The sequence below is a fragment of the Paenibacillus terrae genome, assembly GCF_000943545.1.
GTDB lineage: Bacteria > Bacillota > Bacilli > Paenibacillales > Paenibacillaceae > Paenibacillus > Paenibacillus terrae_A.
In genome coordinates this window covers 1-17,216 of sequence record NZ_JTHP01000034.1, presented here as the reverse complement: position 1 = coordinate 17,216, position 17,216 = coordinate 1, and the positions used below count along the sequence as shown (strand labels likewise).

General features: G+C 47.2%; 15 protein-coding genes. All 15 read right to left on the bottom strand.

Annotated elements, in window-relative coordinates; all coding sequences use genetic code 11:
• Positions 1–27: 27 nt before the first annotated feature.
• The 15 genes from QD47_RS16600 to QD47_RS16530 all read right to left on the bottom strand — a co-directional run bounded on the left by QD47_RS16600 (position 28) and on the right by QD47_RS16530 (position 17,054).
• A complete protein-coding gene (locus tag QD47_RS16600; RefSeq protein ID WP_014278328.1) occupies positions 28–486 on the bottom strand; it encodes a Mini-ribonuclease 3 in 459 nt (152 codons plus the stop codon).
• Positions 483–1,886, bottom strand: a complete 1,404-nt coding sequence (cysS, locus tag QD47_RS16595) for a cysteine--tRNA ligase (protein WP_044647196.1) — start codon at positions 1,884–1,886, stop codon at positions 483–485. The genes QD47_RS16600 and cysS overlap by 4 nt, the downstream gene beginning before the upstream one ends.
• Before the next feature lie 24 nt (positions 1,887–1,910).
• Positions 1,911–2,591, bottom strand: a complete 681-nt coding sequence (cysE, locus tag QD47_RS16590; protein ID WP_044647195.1) for a serine O-acetyltransferase — start codon at positions 2,589–2,591, stop codon at positions 1,911–1,913.
• Between the two features lie 486 nt (positions 2,592–3,077).
• Positions 3,078–4,538 carry a glutamate--tRNA ligase gene (gltX, locus tag QD47_RS16585; protein ID WP_044647194.1) on the bottom strand — a complete coding sequence of 487 codons (1,461 nt, stop codon included), beginning with the start codon at positions 4,536–4,538 and terminating at the stop codon, positions 3,078–3,080.
• 24 nt (positions 4,539–4,562) lie between these two features.
• Positions 4,563–5,054 carry a 2-C-methyl-D-erythritol 2,4-cyclodiphosphate synthase gene (gene ispF, locus QD47_RS16580; RefSeq protein WP_044647193.1) on the bottom strand — a complete coding sequence of 164 codons (492 nt, stop codon included), beginning with the start codon at positions 5,052–5,054 and terminating at the stop codon, positions 4,563–4,565.
• The gene (ispD, locus tag QD47_RS16575) at positions 5,051–5,749 is read right to left on the bottom strand and encodes a 2-C-methyl-D-erythritol 4-phosphate cytidylyltransferase (protein WP_044647192.1); all 699 of its coding nucleotides are present in this window, start codon (positions 5,747–5,749) and stop codon (positions 5,051–5,053) included. The genes ispF and ispD overlap by 4 nt, the downstream gene beginning before the upstream one ends.
• A gap of 70 nt (positions 5,750–5,819) precedes the next feature.
• Positions 5,820–6,905 carry a PIN/TRAM domain-containing protein gene (locus QD47_RS16570; protein WP_044647191.1) on the bottom strand — a complete coding sequence of 362 codons (1,086 nt, stop codon included), beginning with the start codon at positions 6,903–6,905 and terminating at the stop codon, positions 5,820–5,822.
• A 192-nt stretch (positions 6,906–7,097) separates the two neighbouring features.
• Positions 7,098–7,844 carry a CDP-diacylglycerol--serine O-phosphatidyltransferase gene (pssA, locus tag QD47_RS16565; protein ID WP_044647190.1) on the bottom strand — a complete coding sequence of 249 codons (747 nt, stop codon included), beginning with the start codon at positions 7,842–7,844 and terminating at the stop codon, positions 7,098–7,100.
• Between the two features lie 54 nt (positions 7,845–7,898).
• Positions 7,899–8,975: a DNA integrity scanning diadenylate cyclase DisA gene (gene disA, locus QD47_RS16560; protein ID WP_044647189.1), complete on the bottom strand. Its 1,077-nt coding sequence runs from the start codon at positions 8,973–8,975 to the stop codon at positions 7,899–7,901.
• A gap of 12 nt (positions 8,976–8,987) precedes the next feature.
• Positions 8,988–10,361: a DNA repair protein RadA gene (gene radA / locus QD47_RS16555; RefSeq protein ID WP_044647188.1), complete on the bottom strand. Its 1,374-nt coding sequence runs from the start codon at positions 10,359–10,361 to the stop codon at positions 8,988–8,990.
• 302 nt (positions 10,362–10,663) lie between these two features.
• Positions 10,664–13,108 (bottom strand): ATP-dependent protease ATP-binding subunit ClpC, encoded by a 2,445-nt coding sequence (gene clpC, locus QD47_RS16550; RefSeq protein WP_044647187.1) that lies wholly within the window; start codon positions 13,106–13,108, stop codon positions 10,664–10,666.
• Between the two features lie 44 nt (positions 13,109–13,152).
• A complete protein-coding gene (locus tag QD47_RS16545) occupies positions 13,153–14,217 on the bottom strand; it encodes a protein arginine kinase (RefSeq protein ID WP_044647186.1) in 1,065 nt (354 codons plus the stop codon).
• A 29-nt stretch (positions 14,218–14,246) separates the two neighbouring features.
• Positions 14,247–14,771: a UvrB/UvrC motif-containing protein gene (locus QD47_RS16540; RefSeq protein WP_044647185.1), complete on the bottom strand. Its 525-nt coding sequence runs from the start codon at positions 14,769–14,771 to the stop codon at positions 14,247–14,249.
• A 63-nt stretch (positions 14,772–14,834) separates the two neighbouring features.
• Positions 14,835–15,299 carry a CtsR family transcriptional regulator gene (locus QD47_RS16535; RefSeq protein WP_044647184.1) on the bottom strand — a complete coding sequence of 155 codons (465 nt, stop codon included), beginning with the start codon at positions 15,297–15,299 and terminating at the stop codon, positions 14,835–14,837.
• Between the two features lie 567 nt (positions 15,300–15,866).
• On the bottom strand, positions 15,867–17,054 hold the full coding sequence (locus tag QD47_RS16530) for a GNAT family N-acetyltransferase (RefSeq protein WP_044647183.1): 1,188 nt from the start codon (positions 17,052–17,054) through the stop codon (positions 15,867–15,869).
• Positions 17,055–17,216: the final 162 nt, after the last annotated feature.

The following is a 17,216-nucleotide window of genomic DNA, read 5'->3' as shown; positions in this document are numbered from 1 at the left end:
TTGACGCATTTGATCCGACGTTCCCAATTAAGATTTTTCTGTATTTTCCATTTGTGCAATACCATACGTAATCAATTCTCTCATTCTGTCCAAACGTCCGTCACAATAAAGAAAGCCAAACAATCCCTCCAGCGCAGTAGCATGACGATACTCAAGTACATCCGCATTTTTGGGCAGGCTTCCTGACTTGGCATTTCTGCCTTGTCTGACAATATCACGTTCTTCCTCCGTCAGCACCGTCTCCAGCAGCACGAGCATACGGCTCTGCGCCTTGGCAGAGACCAGCCCTGTGGCCCGCCGATGTAAATGGTTCGGGCGCAGATTGGGCTGCGCCAGCAAATATTGCCGCACCGCGACCTCATACACGGCATCGCCAATGTAAGCCAGTGCAATCGGCGGCATCAGGCGGGCGGGCTTGGACGCAGGATACGGGAACCAGTTTCCCGCACCTTCCGAAGCCCCCGTGTTCAATGGCTTATCACTCATTTTCGCCGCCACCGCATACCCTGCGCTGTATCCTCAAGCACGATTCCTTTGACAGCGAGCAGATCGCGAATTTCATCGGCTCTGCCCCAGTTCTTGGTTTTACGAGCTTCGACACGTTCTGCAATTAATTGCTCAATTTCATCATCCAGCAGTTCTTCTTTTGGTTCCGAATATATGCGAAGTACATTATTCATCGAATGAAAGGTATGCAGCACCGCCTGCAATTCTGCCTGATTGACAACGTCACGCTGCAACAAATGGTTGGCTTCGCTAACCCATTCAAATACAGCAGTAATCGCATCAGGCGTATTGAAATCATCATCCATTTTTTCGACAAACTGCTGCAAAATTCCGTCAAGCTTCGTTTGCAGCTCGGCCGATACTTCTTCATTACCTTTCAACGCATTAGCTAAACGATGCTGCACGTTGGCCACTGCATTGGCAATCCGTTCGACACTGTTCTCCGCCTGACTCATCGTCTCATGATTATAGTTTAACGGATTCCGGTAATGCGTCGACAGCATAAAATAACGTAAAGCCTCGGGCTTGTGACGAGCACGCAGATCTTTAACCAAAATACCATTACCGAGTGATTTCGACATTTTTTCATTATCAATGCGAATATATCCGTTGTGCATCCAGTAACGGGCCAATGGCTTACCCGTAATCACCTCGGATTGTGCGCATTCGCATTCATGATGTGGGAATTGTAAATCCTGTCCGCCCCCGTGAATATCCAGCGTATCCCCCAGATAGTGGCGGGCCATGGCAGAGCATTCGATATGCCAGCCCGGGCGGCCGTCGCCCCAAGGACTTGACCAATAAATTTCTCCTGGCTTGGCAGCCTTCCAGAGTACAAAATCCTCGGCATTTTCCTTACGTCCATCCACATTAATGCGAATTCCGAACTGAAGCTCTTCCAGATTTTGACCTGATAGTTGTCCGTAATTTTTGAACTTTTTGGTCCGATAGAACACATCGCCATCATTCTCATAGGCATAGTCTTTGTCTACCAATTCCTTAATAAAATCAATAATCAGGTCCATGCTCTCTGTTACACGAGGGTTCATGCTGGCAGCAGGAACATTCAATCCTGCCAGATCCTCATGGTAGGCTGCAATAAATTTCTCGGCAACTGCCGAAACATCCATATCCAGTTCCCGAGCTTTGCGGATTAATTTATCATCGACATCCGTAAAATTCACCACATAGTTTACATCATAGCCCGAGTACTCCAGGTAGCTGCGCACCACGTCAAATACAATTACAGGACGTGCATTGCCAATATGAATGTAATCATACACGGTAGGTCCGCATACATACATTTTAACCTTTCCAGGCTCCAGTGGCACAAAAGGCTCCCGACTCCTCGTCATTGTATTATAAATTTGAAGCGGCATTGTTATGTTCCTCCCTCATGAAAATCATTTTTCTATTTTATTCTCTTGGGCCACCTGATGTTTCTGAGCGGATCGTCCATCCTTCAAATCAGATATTTCTGCACGCAATCGTTCTATTTCCAGTTGAAGCTCCCGCATAGAATCCACGACCGGATCGGGTAACTGGTGACTAAGTCGATCTGGACGTCTACCGTCCTGTCTAACAACCCGTCCCGGGATACCCACCACCGTACTGTTTGGCGGTACCTCTTTTAGCACAACCGAGTTGGAGCCAATGTTGGACTGCGCCCCAATTGTAAAAGAGCCCAATATCTTTGCGCCGGAGCCTATAACAACATTATTCCCAATGGTGGGATGGCGCTTCCCCTTCTCTTTCCCCGTCCCTCCAAGAGTGACCCCCTGGTATAACACAACATCGTCGCCGATCTCACAGGTTTCACCGATGACCACTCCCATGCCATGGTCAATGAACAGCCGATCTCCGATACGAGCGCCGGGATGGATTTCAATCCCTGTCATAAACCGCGATACCTGAGATATAAAACGGGCTAGAGTACACCACTTTCGCAAATAAAACCAATGTGCGATTCGGTGTGCCCAAAGGGCATGAACGCCGGAATACGTAAAAATAACCTCCAGCTTACTCCGGGCGGCCGGATCATTATCCAAAACAGTTTGAATGTCGGATTTGATATGTCTGAACATGTCGCCCTCCTATTTCCCCCATTTCCTTGCCGCATCTTCACACAACTCCATGTTTCGCCAATTTTCGCAATTCGTCAGCACACTTCGACATTTTTCACCTTTAACGAGCTTGAGTCTGAAAAAAATGAAAAAGCGCCTCCGCAGCCTAAGCTGCAGAGACGCATGAACGTGGTCCCACTCTGCTTCAGGCATACCTGCTGCATATAAGCAGAGAAGCCCGTCTTTGGCGTCCGGTAACGAGAACGATTCGGCACACCCTTGCCATATCAGCAGTCGACGCTAATTAGGGTTCGGGCGCACGGCTCCCAGGTGCATTTCCTCCGCAGGTCATCTGGACGGCTTCCAGCCCTGGGGTTCCCCTCGGCCGTCCTCTCTGGCAAATGCCCTTATGCAGTGTACTTCTCCTGTTCTCAGCCTTTACACGTAAATATCAATCCGTATCAATGGAGTCATTATAGCGAAAAGACAACAAATTGACAAGAAATATCAGCCTTTAATTTGTGCCCTGAGACGGTCCAGCACCTTGTCACGTCCGAGCAAAAAGATCGTTTCATTCAAATCTCGTCCATGAGTTTGACCTGTAAGGGCCACACGAATCGGCATAAACAATTGTTTCCCTTTAAAGCCGGTTTCCTTTTGAACTTCCTTGATCAGCTTGGCCATTTGTAGAGCCGTAAATTCCTCACTCGCTTCCACCTTGCCAGCAAAGGCTTTAAGCACCTCAGGAACCTGCTCTTCAGCCAGCACAGCCGCAGCTTCCGTATCAAGCTCCAGATGCGAACGAAAAAACAACTCAGACAAAGCCACAATGTCGGACGCAGAGTTCATTTGTTCCTGATACAAGCGAACAAGAGCCTTGGCCCAGTCCTGCTGCTCCGCAGATAATTCATTCGGTAACAGCCCCGCTGCTTGCAAATGAGGAATCGCCATACCGGCAATCCGCTCAGGATCGGCTTTTTTAATATAATGATTGTTCAGGTAAGCCAGCTTGTTGGTATCAAAGACAGCCGGACTTTTGGACAAACGGTTGGGATCGAAAATCGAAATCAATTGTTCTCGGTCATAAATTTCTTCTTCGCCTTCCGGGGACCAGCCCAACAGCGCTATAAAATTGAATATAGCTTCTGGCAAGTAGCCCAACTTGTCGTACTGCTCCATAAACTGAATAATGGACTCGTTGCGTTTGCTAAGCTTCTTGTGATCATCGCCCACGATCAGTGTCATATGACCAAAGATTGGAGGCTCCCAGCCAAGCGCTTCAAAGATCATCAATTGTCGCGGTGTATTGGAGACATGATCCTCGCCCCGCAGCACATGTGATATTTTCATCAAATGATCGTCTACTGCTACAGCGAAGTTATATGTCGGAATACCGTCTTTTTTGACGATAACAAAATCGCCGCTTTCCTTCGAATTAAACGTAATTTGGCCTTTGACCATATCATTAAACGTATATTCGTGATCTTCTGGTACGCGGAAACGGATACTTGGTACACGACCCTCCGCTTCGAATGCCTGACACTGTTCCTCCGTCAGATCACGGTGTTTCCCGGAGTAGCGTGGTGTCTCCCCACGTTCCGTCTGTTCTTCACGTTCGCGTTCCAGTTCTTCTTCGGTGCAGTAACAGCGGTAAGCCAGGCCACGATCCAGCAGATCCTGCCAATAGGTTTTGTATATATCCAAACGTTCAGTCTGACGGTAAGGTCCATACTCGCCTCCGACATCCACGCTTTCATCCCAATCCATACCCAACCATTTCAGATATTTAAGTTGGCTTTCTTCCCCGCCTGCAATGTTGCGTTTCACATCTGTATCTTCAATACGAATAATAAATTTGCCACCTTGGTTCCGAGCATACAAATAATTAAATAATGCCGTTCTGGCATTTCCAATATGCAGATGCCCTGTTGGGCTTGGGGCATAACGTACACGAACTTCCGTGCTCATAAAATCTCCTCCAAATCTAAGTTCTCAAGATGATAGCATACCCTTTACAAGACAGACAACCGATTGAGCCGCGATTCCTTCACCCCGCCCGGCAAAGCCAAGCTGCTCCGTCGTAGTTGCCTTAACGTTTACTTGGGAAGGATCTTCTGCTTCCAACGCACGAGCGATAACTTCATTCATCTGCGGGATGTAAGATGCCATTTTGGGCTTTTGCGCAATAATCGTAGAATCAATATTCCCCAAGCGGTATCCCCGCTCTTTGGCCAAACTCCATATATGCTCCAGCAACTTGAGACTGTCGGCATCCTTGAATTCGGGATCGTTATCCGGAAAGTGCTTCCCGATGTCACCCAGACCGAGCGCGCCCAGAATAGCGTCGCTAACCGCATGCAGCAGCACGTCAGCATCGGAATGACCCAGCAATCCCTTTTCATAAGGAATATTCACGCCCCCGATAATGCACGGCCTTCCTTCCACCAGCTGATGAACGTCAAACCCTTGTCCCACTCTGATCATCTGATATCCTCTCCCTCTGTCTTTACCCATAACTCCGCCATATCCAAGTCCTCAGGCGTGGTAATTTTGATATTTTTGTAGCTGCCCTGAACGACAGTGACCGGAATACCTAATCGCTCCACCAGCATCGAATCGTCTGTCCCCAAAAATCCCTCCTGGTCCGCTTTCTCATAGGCCCGCAGCAGATCGGAAAGACGAAAAGTCTGTGGCGTTTGAATACTCCACAGACTTCGGCGATCAGGCGTTGCTGTAATGATACCATCCCCGTTCACTTGCTTGACTGTATCCTTTACAGGCACCGCCGCTACAGAAGCACCGGTACGCATAGCTGTCTCCAGACATGAACGTACAAGCTCAGGCTGAATGAGCGGGCGCACACCATCATGCACCATCACCCAATCTGCTTGCAGGTGGCTCAGACCGCGATATACCGAATGCTGACGTTCACTGCCTCCAGCCACCACCCGTACGTCCTTGCCGATTCGGTATTGACGAATCCATTCTTGACAGCGCTCGACATCTTCTGCCCCCGTCACCATCACCATTTCATCCACTTCGGGCATGGCTGCGAATATCTCAAGTGTATGTATGAAGATGGGCTTGTCCCGCAAAAGCAAAAACTGCTTACTTTCCGGCGTTCCCATACGGGAGCCGCGCCCAGCCGCCACAATGACGACTCCTACCCGATTGTTCATTGAAATGACTCCTGCCTTGATCGCACTTGGACGATCCGTATGATTACACATCTACTTCATCATACCGCGTTTATTGAGCTTTTTCCAATAATTTCGGTTTGGCAAAAATCATACGGCCTGCAGAGGTCTGAAGTACACTCGTAACCAACACCTCCATCAGAGAACCGATGTAGTCACGACCGCCTTCCACAACGATCATTGTACCATCATCCAGATAGGCCACACCTTGCCCATGCTCCTTGCCATCTTTGATAATCTGCACCATAATTTCCTCACCGGGCAGCACTACAGGCTTCACTGCATTTGCCAGGTCGTTAATATTCAGCACCGATACACCTTGAAGCTCACACACCTTATTCAGGTTAAAATCGTTCGTTACCACCTTACCCTGTAGCACCTTTGCCAGCTTGACCAATTTGCTGTCAACCTCTGAAATCTCCTCAAAATCGCCTTCGTAAATCAATACATTTACATCCAACTCTTTTTGGATTTTATTCAAAATATCCAGACCTCGCCGCCCGCGGTTACGCTTGAGCAAATCCGACGAATCTGCAATATGCTGAAGCTCCTCCAGTACAAATTCGGGAATAACAATCGTTCCTTCGATAAAACCAGTCTTGCAAATATCCGCAATACGCCCGTCTATAATAACACTGGTGTCCAAAATTTTATGTTCCTCCAGCTTGCGTTCTTCCACGCCCGTACCTCGACCAAAAAAACCCGAACTCCAAAATGAGGACAGCTCGTCCCGCTTTTCCAGTCCGACCATCAATCCCACATATCCGCATACGATGGTAACGGCCGTTTGAATCAGTTGACCTGGTGCCCCCAGCCATGACAAGAGCGGGTAAACCGCTAAGGAAAGGATCAAGCCCACCGCTAATCCAATCGCACCTGCCATCATCTCGTTCATCGGAATCCGTACCAAACCTTCGATTCCCTGTTGTAATCGATTGGCCACAGCTGTTCCGGCAAGTGAGCATCCAGCCATAAACAACACAGCTCCCGCAACCATCCAAACAGCCATTCCCGTTAAAGAACCATCACTCAACCAATCGGGCAACCATGATACGATACCTCCTACCCGATGATATAACGTATAGCCGAACCACGCTCCGCACAATCCTGTAAAAGTTAAAATAGCCTTTCTCCACATCGAGTCTCTATACCTCCTTTGTTTTCTGTTCATACACCCTGTATTTATTGGATATACACCACTTTCCTTACCAGTATGATCCAATTTCCACCCAACTAACCCTATGTATTTGATTTTTTATGCATAAAAAAAACATTTATCTCCCTGAAGTGATCCAAGGAAATAAATGCTTAATTGTTTTCTCGCTTAATACTAATGCTGTGAATGACGATATTGATCATCCTGTTCTTCCTGAGTGGAACGTCCCCGACCGCGTCCACGTCTACGTGACAGCTTACGGATATTGAGTTTCATGCCATACAATGCATACAGCACCAACGGCACGAAAATCAGCTTCGATAATTGATCCGGGAATTTAACCGCCAGTACAACGGCAGCAATTACAACCCATGGAGCGATCCAGATCGCTTTCTTCGGAAGGCCCACCTTTTTTAAGTTCGGATATTTCATCGAGCTGACCATCAAATAAGAGACAAGCAGCATCGCAATCGACATGTATAACAGGGAAATATCGTTATGGAATAAAGACAAAGTGGCTAACACACCACCTGCTGCCGGAATCGGCAAGCCTGTAAAATAACCCGGTACACCGGGACGTACATTAAAACGAGCCAAACGTAACGCTCCGCACATCGGAAAAATAGCCGTAACCGTCCAGGCCAAAGCCGAATTAGCATCATGAAAAGCAACCATGTACATAATAACTGCGGGAGCTACACCAAAAGATATCATATCTGATAAGGAGTCCAGTTCTTTACCGAATTCGCTCTGGGCATTTAGCGCCCGGGCCATTCGTCCATCCAGTCCGTCCAACAACATGGCGACAATAACCATAATAGCGGCAAGACTGTATTTTCCGTCTACGGCCAATAAAATGGCGATCATTCCGAGAAACAAGTTACCTAAGGTACACATGTTCGGAATTGATTTGGTAATCATCTCTTCACCTCAATGTATGAATTGTTCCATTATAATCCTTTCACTGTATTACATTTACATTTGTCTGTCAATGAAAACTTGTTCCTGCAATCGTTTGAGTCCCTCTTTAATGGTACGCGCACGGACTTCTCCAATGCCATCTACTTCATCCAATTCTTCAATCGTCGCTGTCATAACATGCGGAAAACGTCCAAACCGCTCCACCAGATTGTGAATGATCACATTCGGTAGACGTGGTATCTTGTTCAGCACCCGATAACCGCGCGCCACGATATATTCTTCTGATGTCGCAGCCGAAGACGGGTATCCCAGCAAACGCACAATATGATTTGCATCCAGCAGCTCATCGTCCGTGGAACGCTTGAGACCCAATATAATGCCACGAATTTTCTCATCGCTATCGTCTTTGGCATAATCCTTATACAGTAGCCAAGCCTCTTCCTCGATATTACTGACAAGCTCATCCATCTGCATGCTAATCAAACGGCCCTCATTCCCAAGCTCGTTGATAAATCGTTTGATTTCCATTTTGATGCGCAGCACCATTTCAATCCGTTGGATAACATTTATGACCTCGGGCATGGTCACCAACTCTTCAAATTCAGATGCTGTCAAATTCGTTGAGGCTTGCCCCAACACGGATCTATACTTTTCCAGCGTCTGAATGGCCTGATTAGCTTTCGTTAAAATAACCCCGATTTCCTTGAGCGCATATCGCAACGTTCCCTGGTATAAAGTAATAATATTACGCCGCTGAGAAATGGACACGACTAACTTGCCAGTTTGCTTGGCAACCCGCTCCGCTGTCCGGTGCCGAATTCCCGTTTCAATCGATGAGATGGAAGAGTCGGGAATCAGTTGCGTGTTTGCGTATAATATCCGTTTCAAATCCTCACTCAGTATGATTGCGCCGTCCATCTTAGCCAGTTCATACAAATAGTTCGGCGAAAAATCACAGTTAATCGAGAAGCCGCCGTCCACGACCTCCATTACCTCCGGGCTATAGCCAACGACCAGAAGAGCGCCCGTTTTGGCGCGCAACACGTTTTCCAGTCCGTCGCGAAAGGGAGTTCCCGGTGCCACAAGCCGCAGCAAATCATTCATTTTATCCAGTTGGCTCGCTTCTTTCATTCTCATTGCCCCCTAATCTAATGCGGCTGCCAATGCATCTGCCACCGTTCCTACTCCTACAATTTGTATCCCTTTCGGATGCGTCCAGCCCTTCAGGCTCTTCTCCGGCATAATCACCCGTTTAAAACCCAGCTTCTCCGCTTCCCGCACACGCTGCTCCGCTCTGGATACAGCACGCACCTCACCCGTCAGCCCCACCTCGCCAAAAATCACATCGTACGGCTTGGTAGGCGCATCTCGAAAACTGGAAGCAATACTCACCGCTATTGCCAGGTCCACCGCTGGTTCATCCAGTTTTACGCCCCCGGCCACATTTAGATACGCATCCTGATTTTGCAAAAACATACCCATCCGCTTTTCCAACACGGCTATAATCAATCCCATTCGGTGATGGTCAACCCCTGTACCCATTCGGCGTGGAGAAGGAAAATGCGTGGTCGCAATCAGCGCCTGCAGCTCAACCAATACAGGTCGTGTTCCTTCCATACTGGCGACAACAGTCGAACCAGCCACCCCCAGCGGTCGTTCGGACAGAAACAGCTCCGAAGGATTCGACACCTCACGCAAGCCGCTTTCAGCCATTTCAAAAATACCAATTTCATTCGTAGAACCAAAGCGGTTTTTAACTGCACGCAATAGCCGATACGTATGATGACGCTCTCCTTCAAAATAAAGTACGCAATCGACCATATGTTCCAACAGACGCGGGCCTGCAATGGCCCCTTCCTTGGTCACATGTCCTACCAGCACCGTTGCAATACCTAATCCCTTGGCAATCCGCATAAAACGTGAAGTACACTCCCGCACCTGTGCTACACTCCCCGGCGCACTCGTTACTTCAGGTAAATATACGGTCTGGATAGAGTCAATCACCAGAAACTCCGGTTTCAAGCTGTCCACCGCTTCTTCAATCGTCTCCAAATTCGTCTCACATAATACGTATAAATTGGGGGACAGGGCACCGAGACGGTCTGCACGCAGCTTCGTCTGACGGACCGATTCCTCACCTGACACGTACAGCACCTTTAAACCGGTTAAAGCCAGCTCATTCGATGTCTGTAGCATAAGCGTAGATTTTCCAATCCCCGGATCACCGCCCACCAGAACGAGTGAACCCGGCACCACACCTCCCCCGAGCACGCGATTCAATTCGCCTATTCCCGTCAAAATTCGTGTTTCTTTGCCGCTCTCCACTTCGATAATAGGGAGCGGTTTATCTTTTGTGCTATGAGTAAGAAGGGAAGAACCCATTCCTTGAGTTTTAACAACGCTTTCCGTTTCCTCCACCATGGAATTCCATGCCTGGCATCCGGGACATTTTCCATACCATTTGGGCGATTCATAACCGCACTCCGTACAGGAAAATTTAGTTTTCACTTTAGCCATACTTTGTTCCTTGGCTCCTTATATGACAACGATCAATGTCGGATTTATCTTCACACAGCCCGGAAAGAGCTGTAACAATAAAAGTTTACCATTGAAGCTTGGCGGACGTAAAGCGATATCACAAACTTTTCCAAAGCTCTTATCCGACCGCTCCACAGTGCTTTATACACAAAAAGGGCGCCCTCGCCACAGCTTTTCAGCCTGCGAGACACCCTTTCTGACCACTTTTATTGTGCTAATCTATCGTACCTCTGTCCTTTTTGGGCAAAAGCCGATGATTATCGTTAACTTTTATTGCCTGCTCAGGACTTCGCGGATACGTTATCCTTTTTCGTAACGGTCAACGCACCGTTCTCTTCATCAATAAAGAGAGAATCACCTTTAGTGATATTACCCGACAGCAACTCCTCAGACAGACGGTCCTCGATATGCTTCTGGATTGCACGACGCAATGGACGCGCACCATACGCCGGATCAAAGCCTTCCTTCGCAAGGAATGCCTTAGCCTTGTCTGTCAACTCAAAGTCCACCTCGTACTCATTCAGACGCTTACGCAGCTCTTCGGACATAAGGGACACGATTTCGGCAATGTGTTTTTCTTCGAGAGAATGGAAAACGATAATTTCATCAATCCGGTTCAAGAACTCGGGACGGAAGCTTTTCTTCAGTTCATCCATCACTTTGCCCTTCATGTTATCATAATCCGCTCCAGCGTCCACAACAGCTGTAAAGCCGAGCGTGGAGTTACGTTTGATCGCCTGTGCACCCACATTGGATGTCAGGATGATGAGTGTGTTGCGGAAATCGACAACACGGCCTTTGGAATCCGTCAGACGTCCATCTTCCAGCACTTGCAGAAGAATGTTGAACACTTCTGGATGTGCTTTTTCAATCTCATCCAGCAGTACGACGGAGTAAGGTTTACGACGCACCTTCTCAGTCAATTGACCGCCTTCTTCATATCCAACATATCCTGGAGGCGCTCCTACCAGACGGGACGTGGAATGCTTCTCCATGTATTCGGACATATCGATTCGGATAACCGCATTTTCATCTCCGAACATGGATTCAGCCAACGCGCGTGCCAGCTCAGTTTTACCAACCCCGGTTGGACCGAGGAAAATAAAGGAGCCGATTGGACGTTTCGGATCTTTCAGTCCGGCACGTGCCCGGCGAATAGCCCGGCTAACTGCCTTAACTGCTTCATCCTGCCCAATTACCCGCTCATGCAGCAATTCTTCCATATTCAACAAGCGATGCGTTTCTTCCTCTTTCAGCTTGCTAACCGGAACACCTGTCCAAATCGCAACGACCTGAGCAATATCCTCCGGTGTTACTTCGGAATCTGTACGTCCCTGTTGCTCTTTCCATTGGTTTTTCGTAACATCCAGCTCTTCACGAATTTTCTGCTCTGTATCACGCAATGCAGCCGCCTTTTCGAACTCTTGGCTTTGTACAGCCGAATCCTTTTCCTTACGAATATCTTCCAGACGGTTTTCCAGCTGTTTCAAGTTTGGCGGTACCGTATAGGAATTCAGCCTTACCTTGGAACCTGCTTCATCAATAAGGTCAATTGCTTTATCCGGCAGGAAGCGGTCGGTGATATAACGATCTGACAATTTTACTGCCGCTTCAATGGCTTCATCCGTAATTTTCACACGGTGATGCGCTTCATAACGGTCACGCAGGCCGTACAGAATTTGAACAGCTTCTTCTGGAGAAGGCTGATCTACCGTAATCGGCTGGAAGCGACGTTCCAAAGCAGCGTCCTTTTCAATATATTTGCGGTATTCGTCCAGCGTTGTCGCACCGATGCATTGCAGCTCGCCACGTGCCAGAGCAGGCTTTAAAATGTTGGAGGCATCAATTGCACCTTCAGCTCCACCAGCACCAATCAGCGTATGCAGCTCATCAATGAACAATACGATGTTTCCTGCTTGACGAATCTCGTCCATAATCTTTTTCAAACGATCCTCAAATTCACCACGATATTTGGTGCCTGCTACCACAGAGCCCATATCGAGTGTCATTACGCGCTTGTCGCGCAACGTTTCGGGAATCTCATTGGCAATAATTTTTTGCGCCAATCCTTCGGCAATTGCTGTTTTACCTACCCCTGGCTCACCGATCAGAACCGGATTGTTCTTTGTACGGCGGCTGAGCACCTGAATTACACGTTCAATTTCCTTACTGCGCCCAATGACAGGGTCCAGGTTGTTTTCCTTCGCAGATGCCGTCAAATCACGTGCCAAGCTGTCCAGCGTTGGTGTGCTGACATTAGCTGGAGCACCATGATGGCTGGAAACAGCCTCACTGCTGCCGAGCAATTGAAGCACTTGCTGACGTGCTTTATTCAGGCTGATACCCAGGTTATTCAGTACACGGGCTGCTACACCTTCGCCTTCACGGATAAGACCGAGCAAAATATGCTCCGTACCTACATAGGTATGGCCCAACTTACGAGCTTCATCCATAGACAGCTCGATGACCTTTTTGGCGCGTGGAGTATAGGCAATGTTCGTCGGTTGTTCTTGACCGCGTCCAATCAGCGTTTCCACTTCATCCTGAATTTTTTCCAGTCCCAGCCCTAAACCAATCAAGGCTTTCGCTGCAATTCCTTCACCTTCACGAATAAGGCCGAGCAAAATGTGCTCCGTGCCAATGTTGTTGTGTCCCAATCGAACAGCTTCTTCCTGAGCCAAGGCAAGCACTTTTTGTGCGCGTTCCGTAAATCTTCCAAACATCATATATCCTGCACCTCCACAGTGTGTATTTCAGATCATTCTATATATTAAAGGGTTGTGCTTAATTTTTGCCGGATCAACTTCGCCCGGTACATATCGCGCTCACCGGTATTCATTTTATCACCAAAGCTTTTTTGCAGAAATCCGGGTTGCGTCATCACATTCAGCTCATTCATCGCTGCGGTGGATGGACGCTCCAAAATCCCCAAGTCCACGCCAAGACGAACATCAGACAACCGCTGTGCGGCCTCCTTGGATTCCAGTACCGCTGCATATGACAAAATACCGAATGAACGCATCACCCGATCTGTAATCCGCAGCATGGACTCATTCATCAGTCGTTCTCTGGCGGAACGTTCATGCTCTATAATTTGCAGTACAACGCCATGCAGATTTTCGATAATTTCCGCTTCAGTCTGTCCCAGTGTAATCTGATTGGATACCTGAAACAGATTGCCGACCGCTTCGCTTCCTTCACCATAAATACCGCGAACGGTAAGACCTACCTGTGAAACAGCGGACAAAATTCGATTAATCTGATGAGTCATGACCAATGCGGGCAGATGCATCATCACCGAAGCTCTCATCCCTGTGCCGACATTCGTCGGACAACTGGTCAGAAAGCCTCTACGATCATCAAATGCATAATCGACATGCGCCTCAAATGCATCATCAATAACCGTAGCACGTTCCCAAGCTTCTCTAACCTGACATCCCGGATATAAGCACTGGATACGCAGATGATCCTCTTCGTTTATCATAACACTAACCGATTCATCATCGCTAATCAAAACAGCACCGTTACGAGATTCGTTCGCCAAATTAGGGCTAATCAAATGCTTCTCAACCAGTACCTGCTTGTCGATCTCATCCAACTCGGATATTTTCAGGGTATGAAAGGTACCAAAGCGGCCTAAATCATCATACTGAAGGATATCCGTCAAACGTTGAAGTGCTTCTTCCGACTGCTGGTTGGTAGCAAGCATGGGAAAAGGCAGATGCTGCAAGTTACGCGCAATTCTCACCCGGCTGCTAATGACAATCTCTGAATCCGCAGCATCACCACGCATCCAATCACTTAGCGGCTTTTCCGTAAACCGGATATTAGGCATTACGCATCCCCTCCTACTCTTCACAAACTTTACTCTTCAGTCATTTCTTTTTCAAGCTTTCTGATTTGATCCCTAAGCTCAGCGGCTGATTCGAATTCTTCCTGTACAATATGCTGTTGCATCTCTTTTTTCAGATCATCAATTTGCCGTTTAACCTTCAATCGGCCTCCGGTGCGAACCGGAACCTTGCCCACATGGCTCGTACTGCCATGCACACGCTTGAACAAAGGGTCTAGACGGCTGTCAAAATATTGATAGCACGACGGGCATCCAAAGCGCCCCAGCTTACTGAACTGTGCATAAGTCATGCCGCAATCCTTGCATTGCAGATTTTGCGGACCGCTATGGCCTGGCGACTGGCTCTTTGTGCTGGATTCAAAATCCAGCATACCCGACAACAAGCTATGAATTGAAAAGCCGTTAGGTGTACCAGGGATCATCTCCCCTTTTTCCTTCGCACACGTCTCACAAATATGAAACTCTGTCTTTTCGCCATTCACAATTTTGGTGAAATGCAAAGTTGCCGGCCGTTTATTACATTCTTGGCACAGCATAAAAGCACCTCCTTCAGCGTCAGGATTTTTGCAAATCCCTACATCTAAAACTTGAATCACACGCTATCTGGCCACCAGCAACGAAATCAGCATAGCCTTAAGCAGCCTTGCCCGTAGCTGGTCACGATAGGGAAGCTTCAGCAATAATGTGTCCCTTGATAAAGCGGCCTTCATTAAACCAGCTTCCCTTTTGCTTAAAAAATGTGCTTCTTCCAGCTGATAAATCAGCCCTTCCGCTGCCGATTGACTAATTTCCTCTCCAATGCTTTGATGGAGATGGGTATGGATCGCATGCTGTGCGGGCAGTTGAATTCGCTGAATGCGAATGTATCCCCCACCACCGCGCTTACTTTCCACCACATAGCCTTTTTCCAGCGTAAAGCGAGTACTGATTACATAATTAATTTGCGACGGCACGCAGGAAAAGCGATCAGCCAAATCATTACGCTGAATTTCCACTAAACCTTTGGAACTTTCCAGCAATATGCTCTTCAAATATTGTTCAATAATATCGGAAACATTGCGCATTTCATCATCCTCCACTAACGGAAACGCAAATATTCAGTACATTTCACGCTCCACAGAGTCCGCCGTATATTGAACTTAACCGAACGGTAAAGTCATGAATCTAAGCCAGTATCGAGGCTAATTAGCCCTCCTACCTCACTTAGAAATCCCGCTTAGTTTCTAGTGTGACCTTTATTCGTAATAAATCATACACCTTCCCTCATGCTCATGAGATTACAGTGACGTTTATCTACAGATCAGGTCTGTCTTTCATGCTGTGTTGGTGTCAATGTATTATATACGGCTAAAAACTCAGCGTATTCACACCATTCTAATGAAGCACTACAGGCTCCATTGACTTTGACTTTCTTTGACTATATTCACATTATAGCACAAAATATATTTTTGCCAAGGGGTCAATATCATTTTTCGCAATCTAGTTATGTTTTATACAATATAAGAAAAACTCTTCCCTTTACGGAAAGAGTTCTGAAAAAAATGTCGTTAAAATCATCCACACCTCATGCAAGGTATTTAAGCCAGACTCCCTAAAGAATGAAGCCTCAAGAGCATTTAAGAGCATTACAATTAGAAAAAATCCAGCAAAAATGTTTGTTTTACCGGTATTACACGTTCTAATGCAGACACAGACTCACCTCGCCCTGTAATACGACTCCACTTATACAGATCATTAGGCCGCTGATAGCCAAGCATCAGGGTGGTCAGCGACTGGATTCCCAAGCTCAAGTCAGCTTCTATACCGTCCTCGGAAGAACTGCTTGAATCCACTCTGTCCAAATGTCCTTGCCCTTCCGCGTTGACCGTCAATGTCCATATTCCTTCATTCCATGGAGCATAATGATCTGTCAGATGTAAGGTCAAACGTGTTTCCTCTCCAATTGCCTCAAAAGGATATTTCTCCACAAAAGCAGCTGCATCTACAATACGGCCCATAAAATAAGGCACTGTTTCCTGCTGAATTCGCGGATCATCTAGCAGAAATGGCAGATTGTCATCGGCCGGAATGTAAATGAATTTACCCTGGGTTATCATCGAATCATGATTGGCAAAATACGTCCACAACGCCCGCCGTGCCGTCTCATTAATATATACCAGTTCGTCGCAATTCAGCTGCTTATCTTCAATTTTGTATAGTGCATATCCCTGAGGATCGCCTGCTTCAGAGTAATACACTGCGGTCCGGTAGTTCTTATTTAATGTCCGCTCTTGCCACCATTCCTTGTTTCGTACCAGTGTACCATTATAACGCAAAGCATAGGCTTGATACACTTGGTCCAGATCAGAAATATCCTTCACATCCCGTTTGACCGTTCCTTCGGTTTTAAGCTTGGCAGGGAACTTATCGATCGGAATAATATACTTTTTGTATTCAATATACGTTTCCCATCCAAATTTACGATAGAAGGCAAAGGAGAAAGGATGTAAAAAAGAAAGACTCTGCCCCGCATCCTTCATCTCTTCAAGCGCATGCGTTAAAAGGCGCGAAACCAGACCCCCGCGCCGTTTTTCCGGCCACGTTGCCACACCAGCGATGCCCCCCATGTCAAAAACCTGACCTTGTATGTATACCTGTAGCGGTAACAAAGTCAGCTTTGCATTCAAGTCATTTCCGTCGAAAATCCCCCAAGTTTGTTCTGGTTTGAATTTCTTTTTGGATTTCTCCAGATCCTCCGGGGACATTGTAAACTGAAAAGCATATTGAGACAACTCAATAGCAGCTTCAAATTCCTCACGTTGTAATTGTCTGATTTCCATAAGTTCGTCACCTCGCTCGTATACTTGGACTTCCGCAAAAAGATCACACCCTTAGAGTGTCGCAAAGCCTTGGTTCTCTGTCAACCTCAGGAACAGATGGTTATAGCAAAAACATAAAAAAATAACCACAATCTCAAAGAGATCATGGTTATTTTTACTTTT

What these genes read in the sequence shown, in the direction of transcription:
- gltX (WP_044647194.1), bottom strand. Translation starts at nt 4,538, where the DNA reads ATGAGCACGGAAGTTCGTGTACGTTATGCCCCAAGCCCAACAGGGCAT.
- pssA (WP_044647190.1), bottom strand. Translation starts at nt 7,844, where the DNA reads ATGATTACCAAATCAATTCCGAACATGTGTACCTTAGGTAACTTGTTT.
- QD47_RS16545 (WP_044647186.1), bottom strand. Translation starts at nt 14,217, where the DNA reads ATGCCTAATATCCGGTTTACGGAAAAGCCGCTAAGTGATTGGATGCGT.
- ispD (WP_044647192.1), bottom strand. Translation starts at nt 5,749, where the DNA reads ATGAACAATCGGGTAGGAGTCGTCATTGTGGCGGCTGGGCGCGGCTCC.
- disA (WP_044647189.1), bottom strand. Translation starts at nt 8,975, where the DNA reads ATGAAAGAAGCGAGCCAACTGGATAAAATGAATGATTTGCTGCGGCTT.
- cysE (WP_044647195.1), bottom strand. Translation starts at nt 2,591, where the DNA reads ATGTTCAGACATATCAAATCCGACATTCAAACTGTTTTGGATAATGAT.
- QD47_RS16570 (WP_044647191.1), bottom strand. Translation starts at nt 6,905, where the DNA reads ATGTGGAGAAAGGCTATTTTAACTTTTACAGGATTGTGCGGAGCGTGG.
- QD47_RS16530 (WP_044647183.1), bottom strand. Translation starts at nt 17,054, where the DNA reads ATGGAAATCAGACAATTACAACGTGAGGAATTTGAAGCTGCTATTGAG.
- QD47_RS16540 (WP_044647185.1), bottom strand. Translation starts at nt 14,771, where the DNA reads ATGCTGTGCCAAGAATGTAATAAACGGCCGGCAACTTTGCATTTCACC.
- clpC (WP_044647187.1), bottom strand. Translation starts at nt 13,108, where the DNA reads ATGATGTTTGGAAGATTTACGGAACGCGCACAAAAAGTGCTTGCCTTG.
- QD47_RS16535 (WP_044647184.1), bottom strand. Translation starts at nt 15,299, where the DNA reads ATGCGCAATGTTTCCGATATTATTGAACAATATTTGAAGAGCATATTG.
- ispF (WP_044647193.1), bottom strand. Translation starts at nt 5,054, where the DNA reads ATGATCAGAGTGGGACAAGGGTTTGACGTTCATCAGCTGGTGGAAGGA.
- radA (WP_044647188.1), bottom strand. Translation starts at nt 10,361, where the DNA reads ATGGCTAAAGTGAAAACTAAATTTTCCTGTACGGAGTGCGGTTATGAA.
- cysS (WP_044647196.1), bottom strand. Translation starts at nt 1,886, where the DNA reads ATGCCGCTTCAAATTTATAATACAATGACGAGGAGTCGGGAGCCTTTT.
- QD47_RS16600 (WP_014278328.1), bottom strand. Translation starts at nt 486, where the DNA reads ATGAGTGATAAGCCATTGAACACGGGGGCTTCGGAAGGTGCGGGAAAC.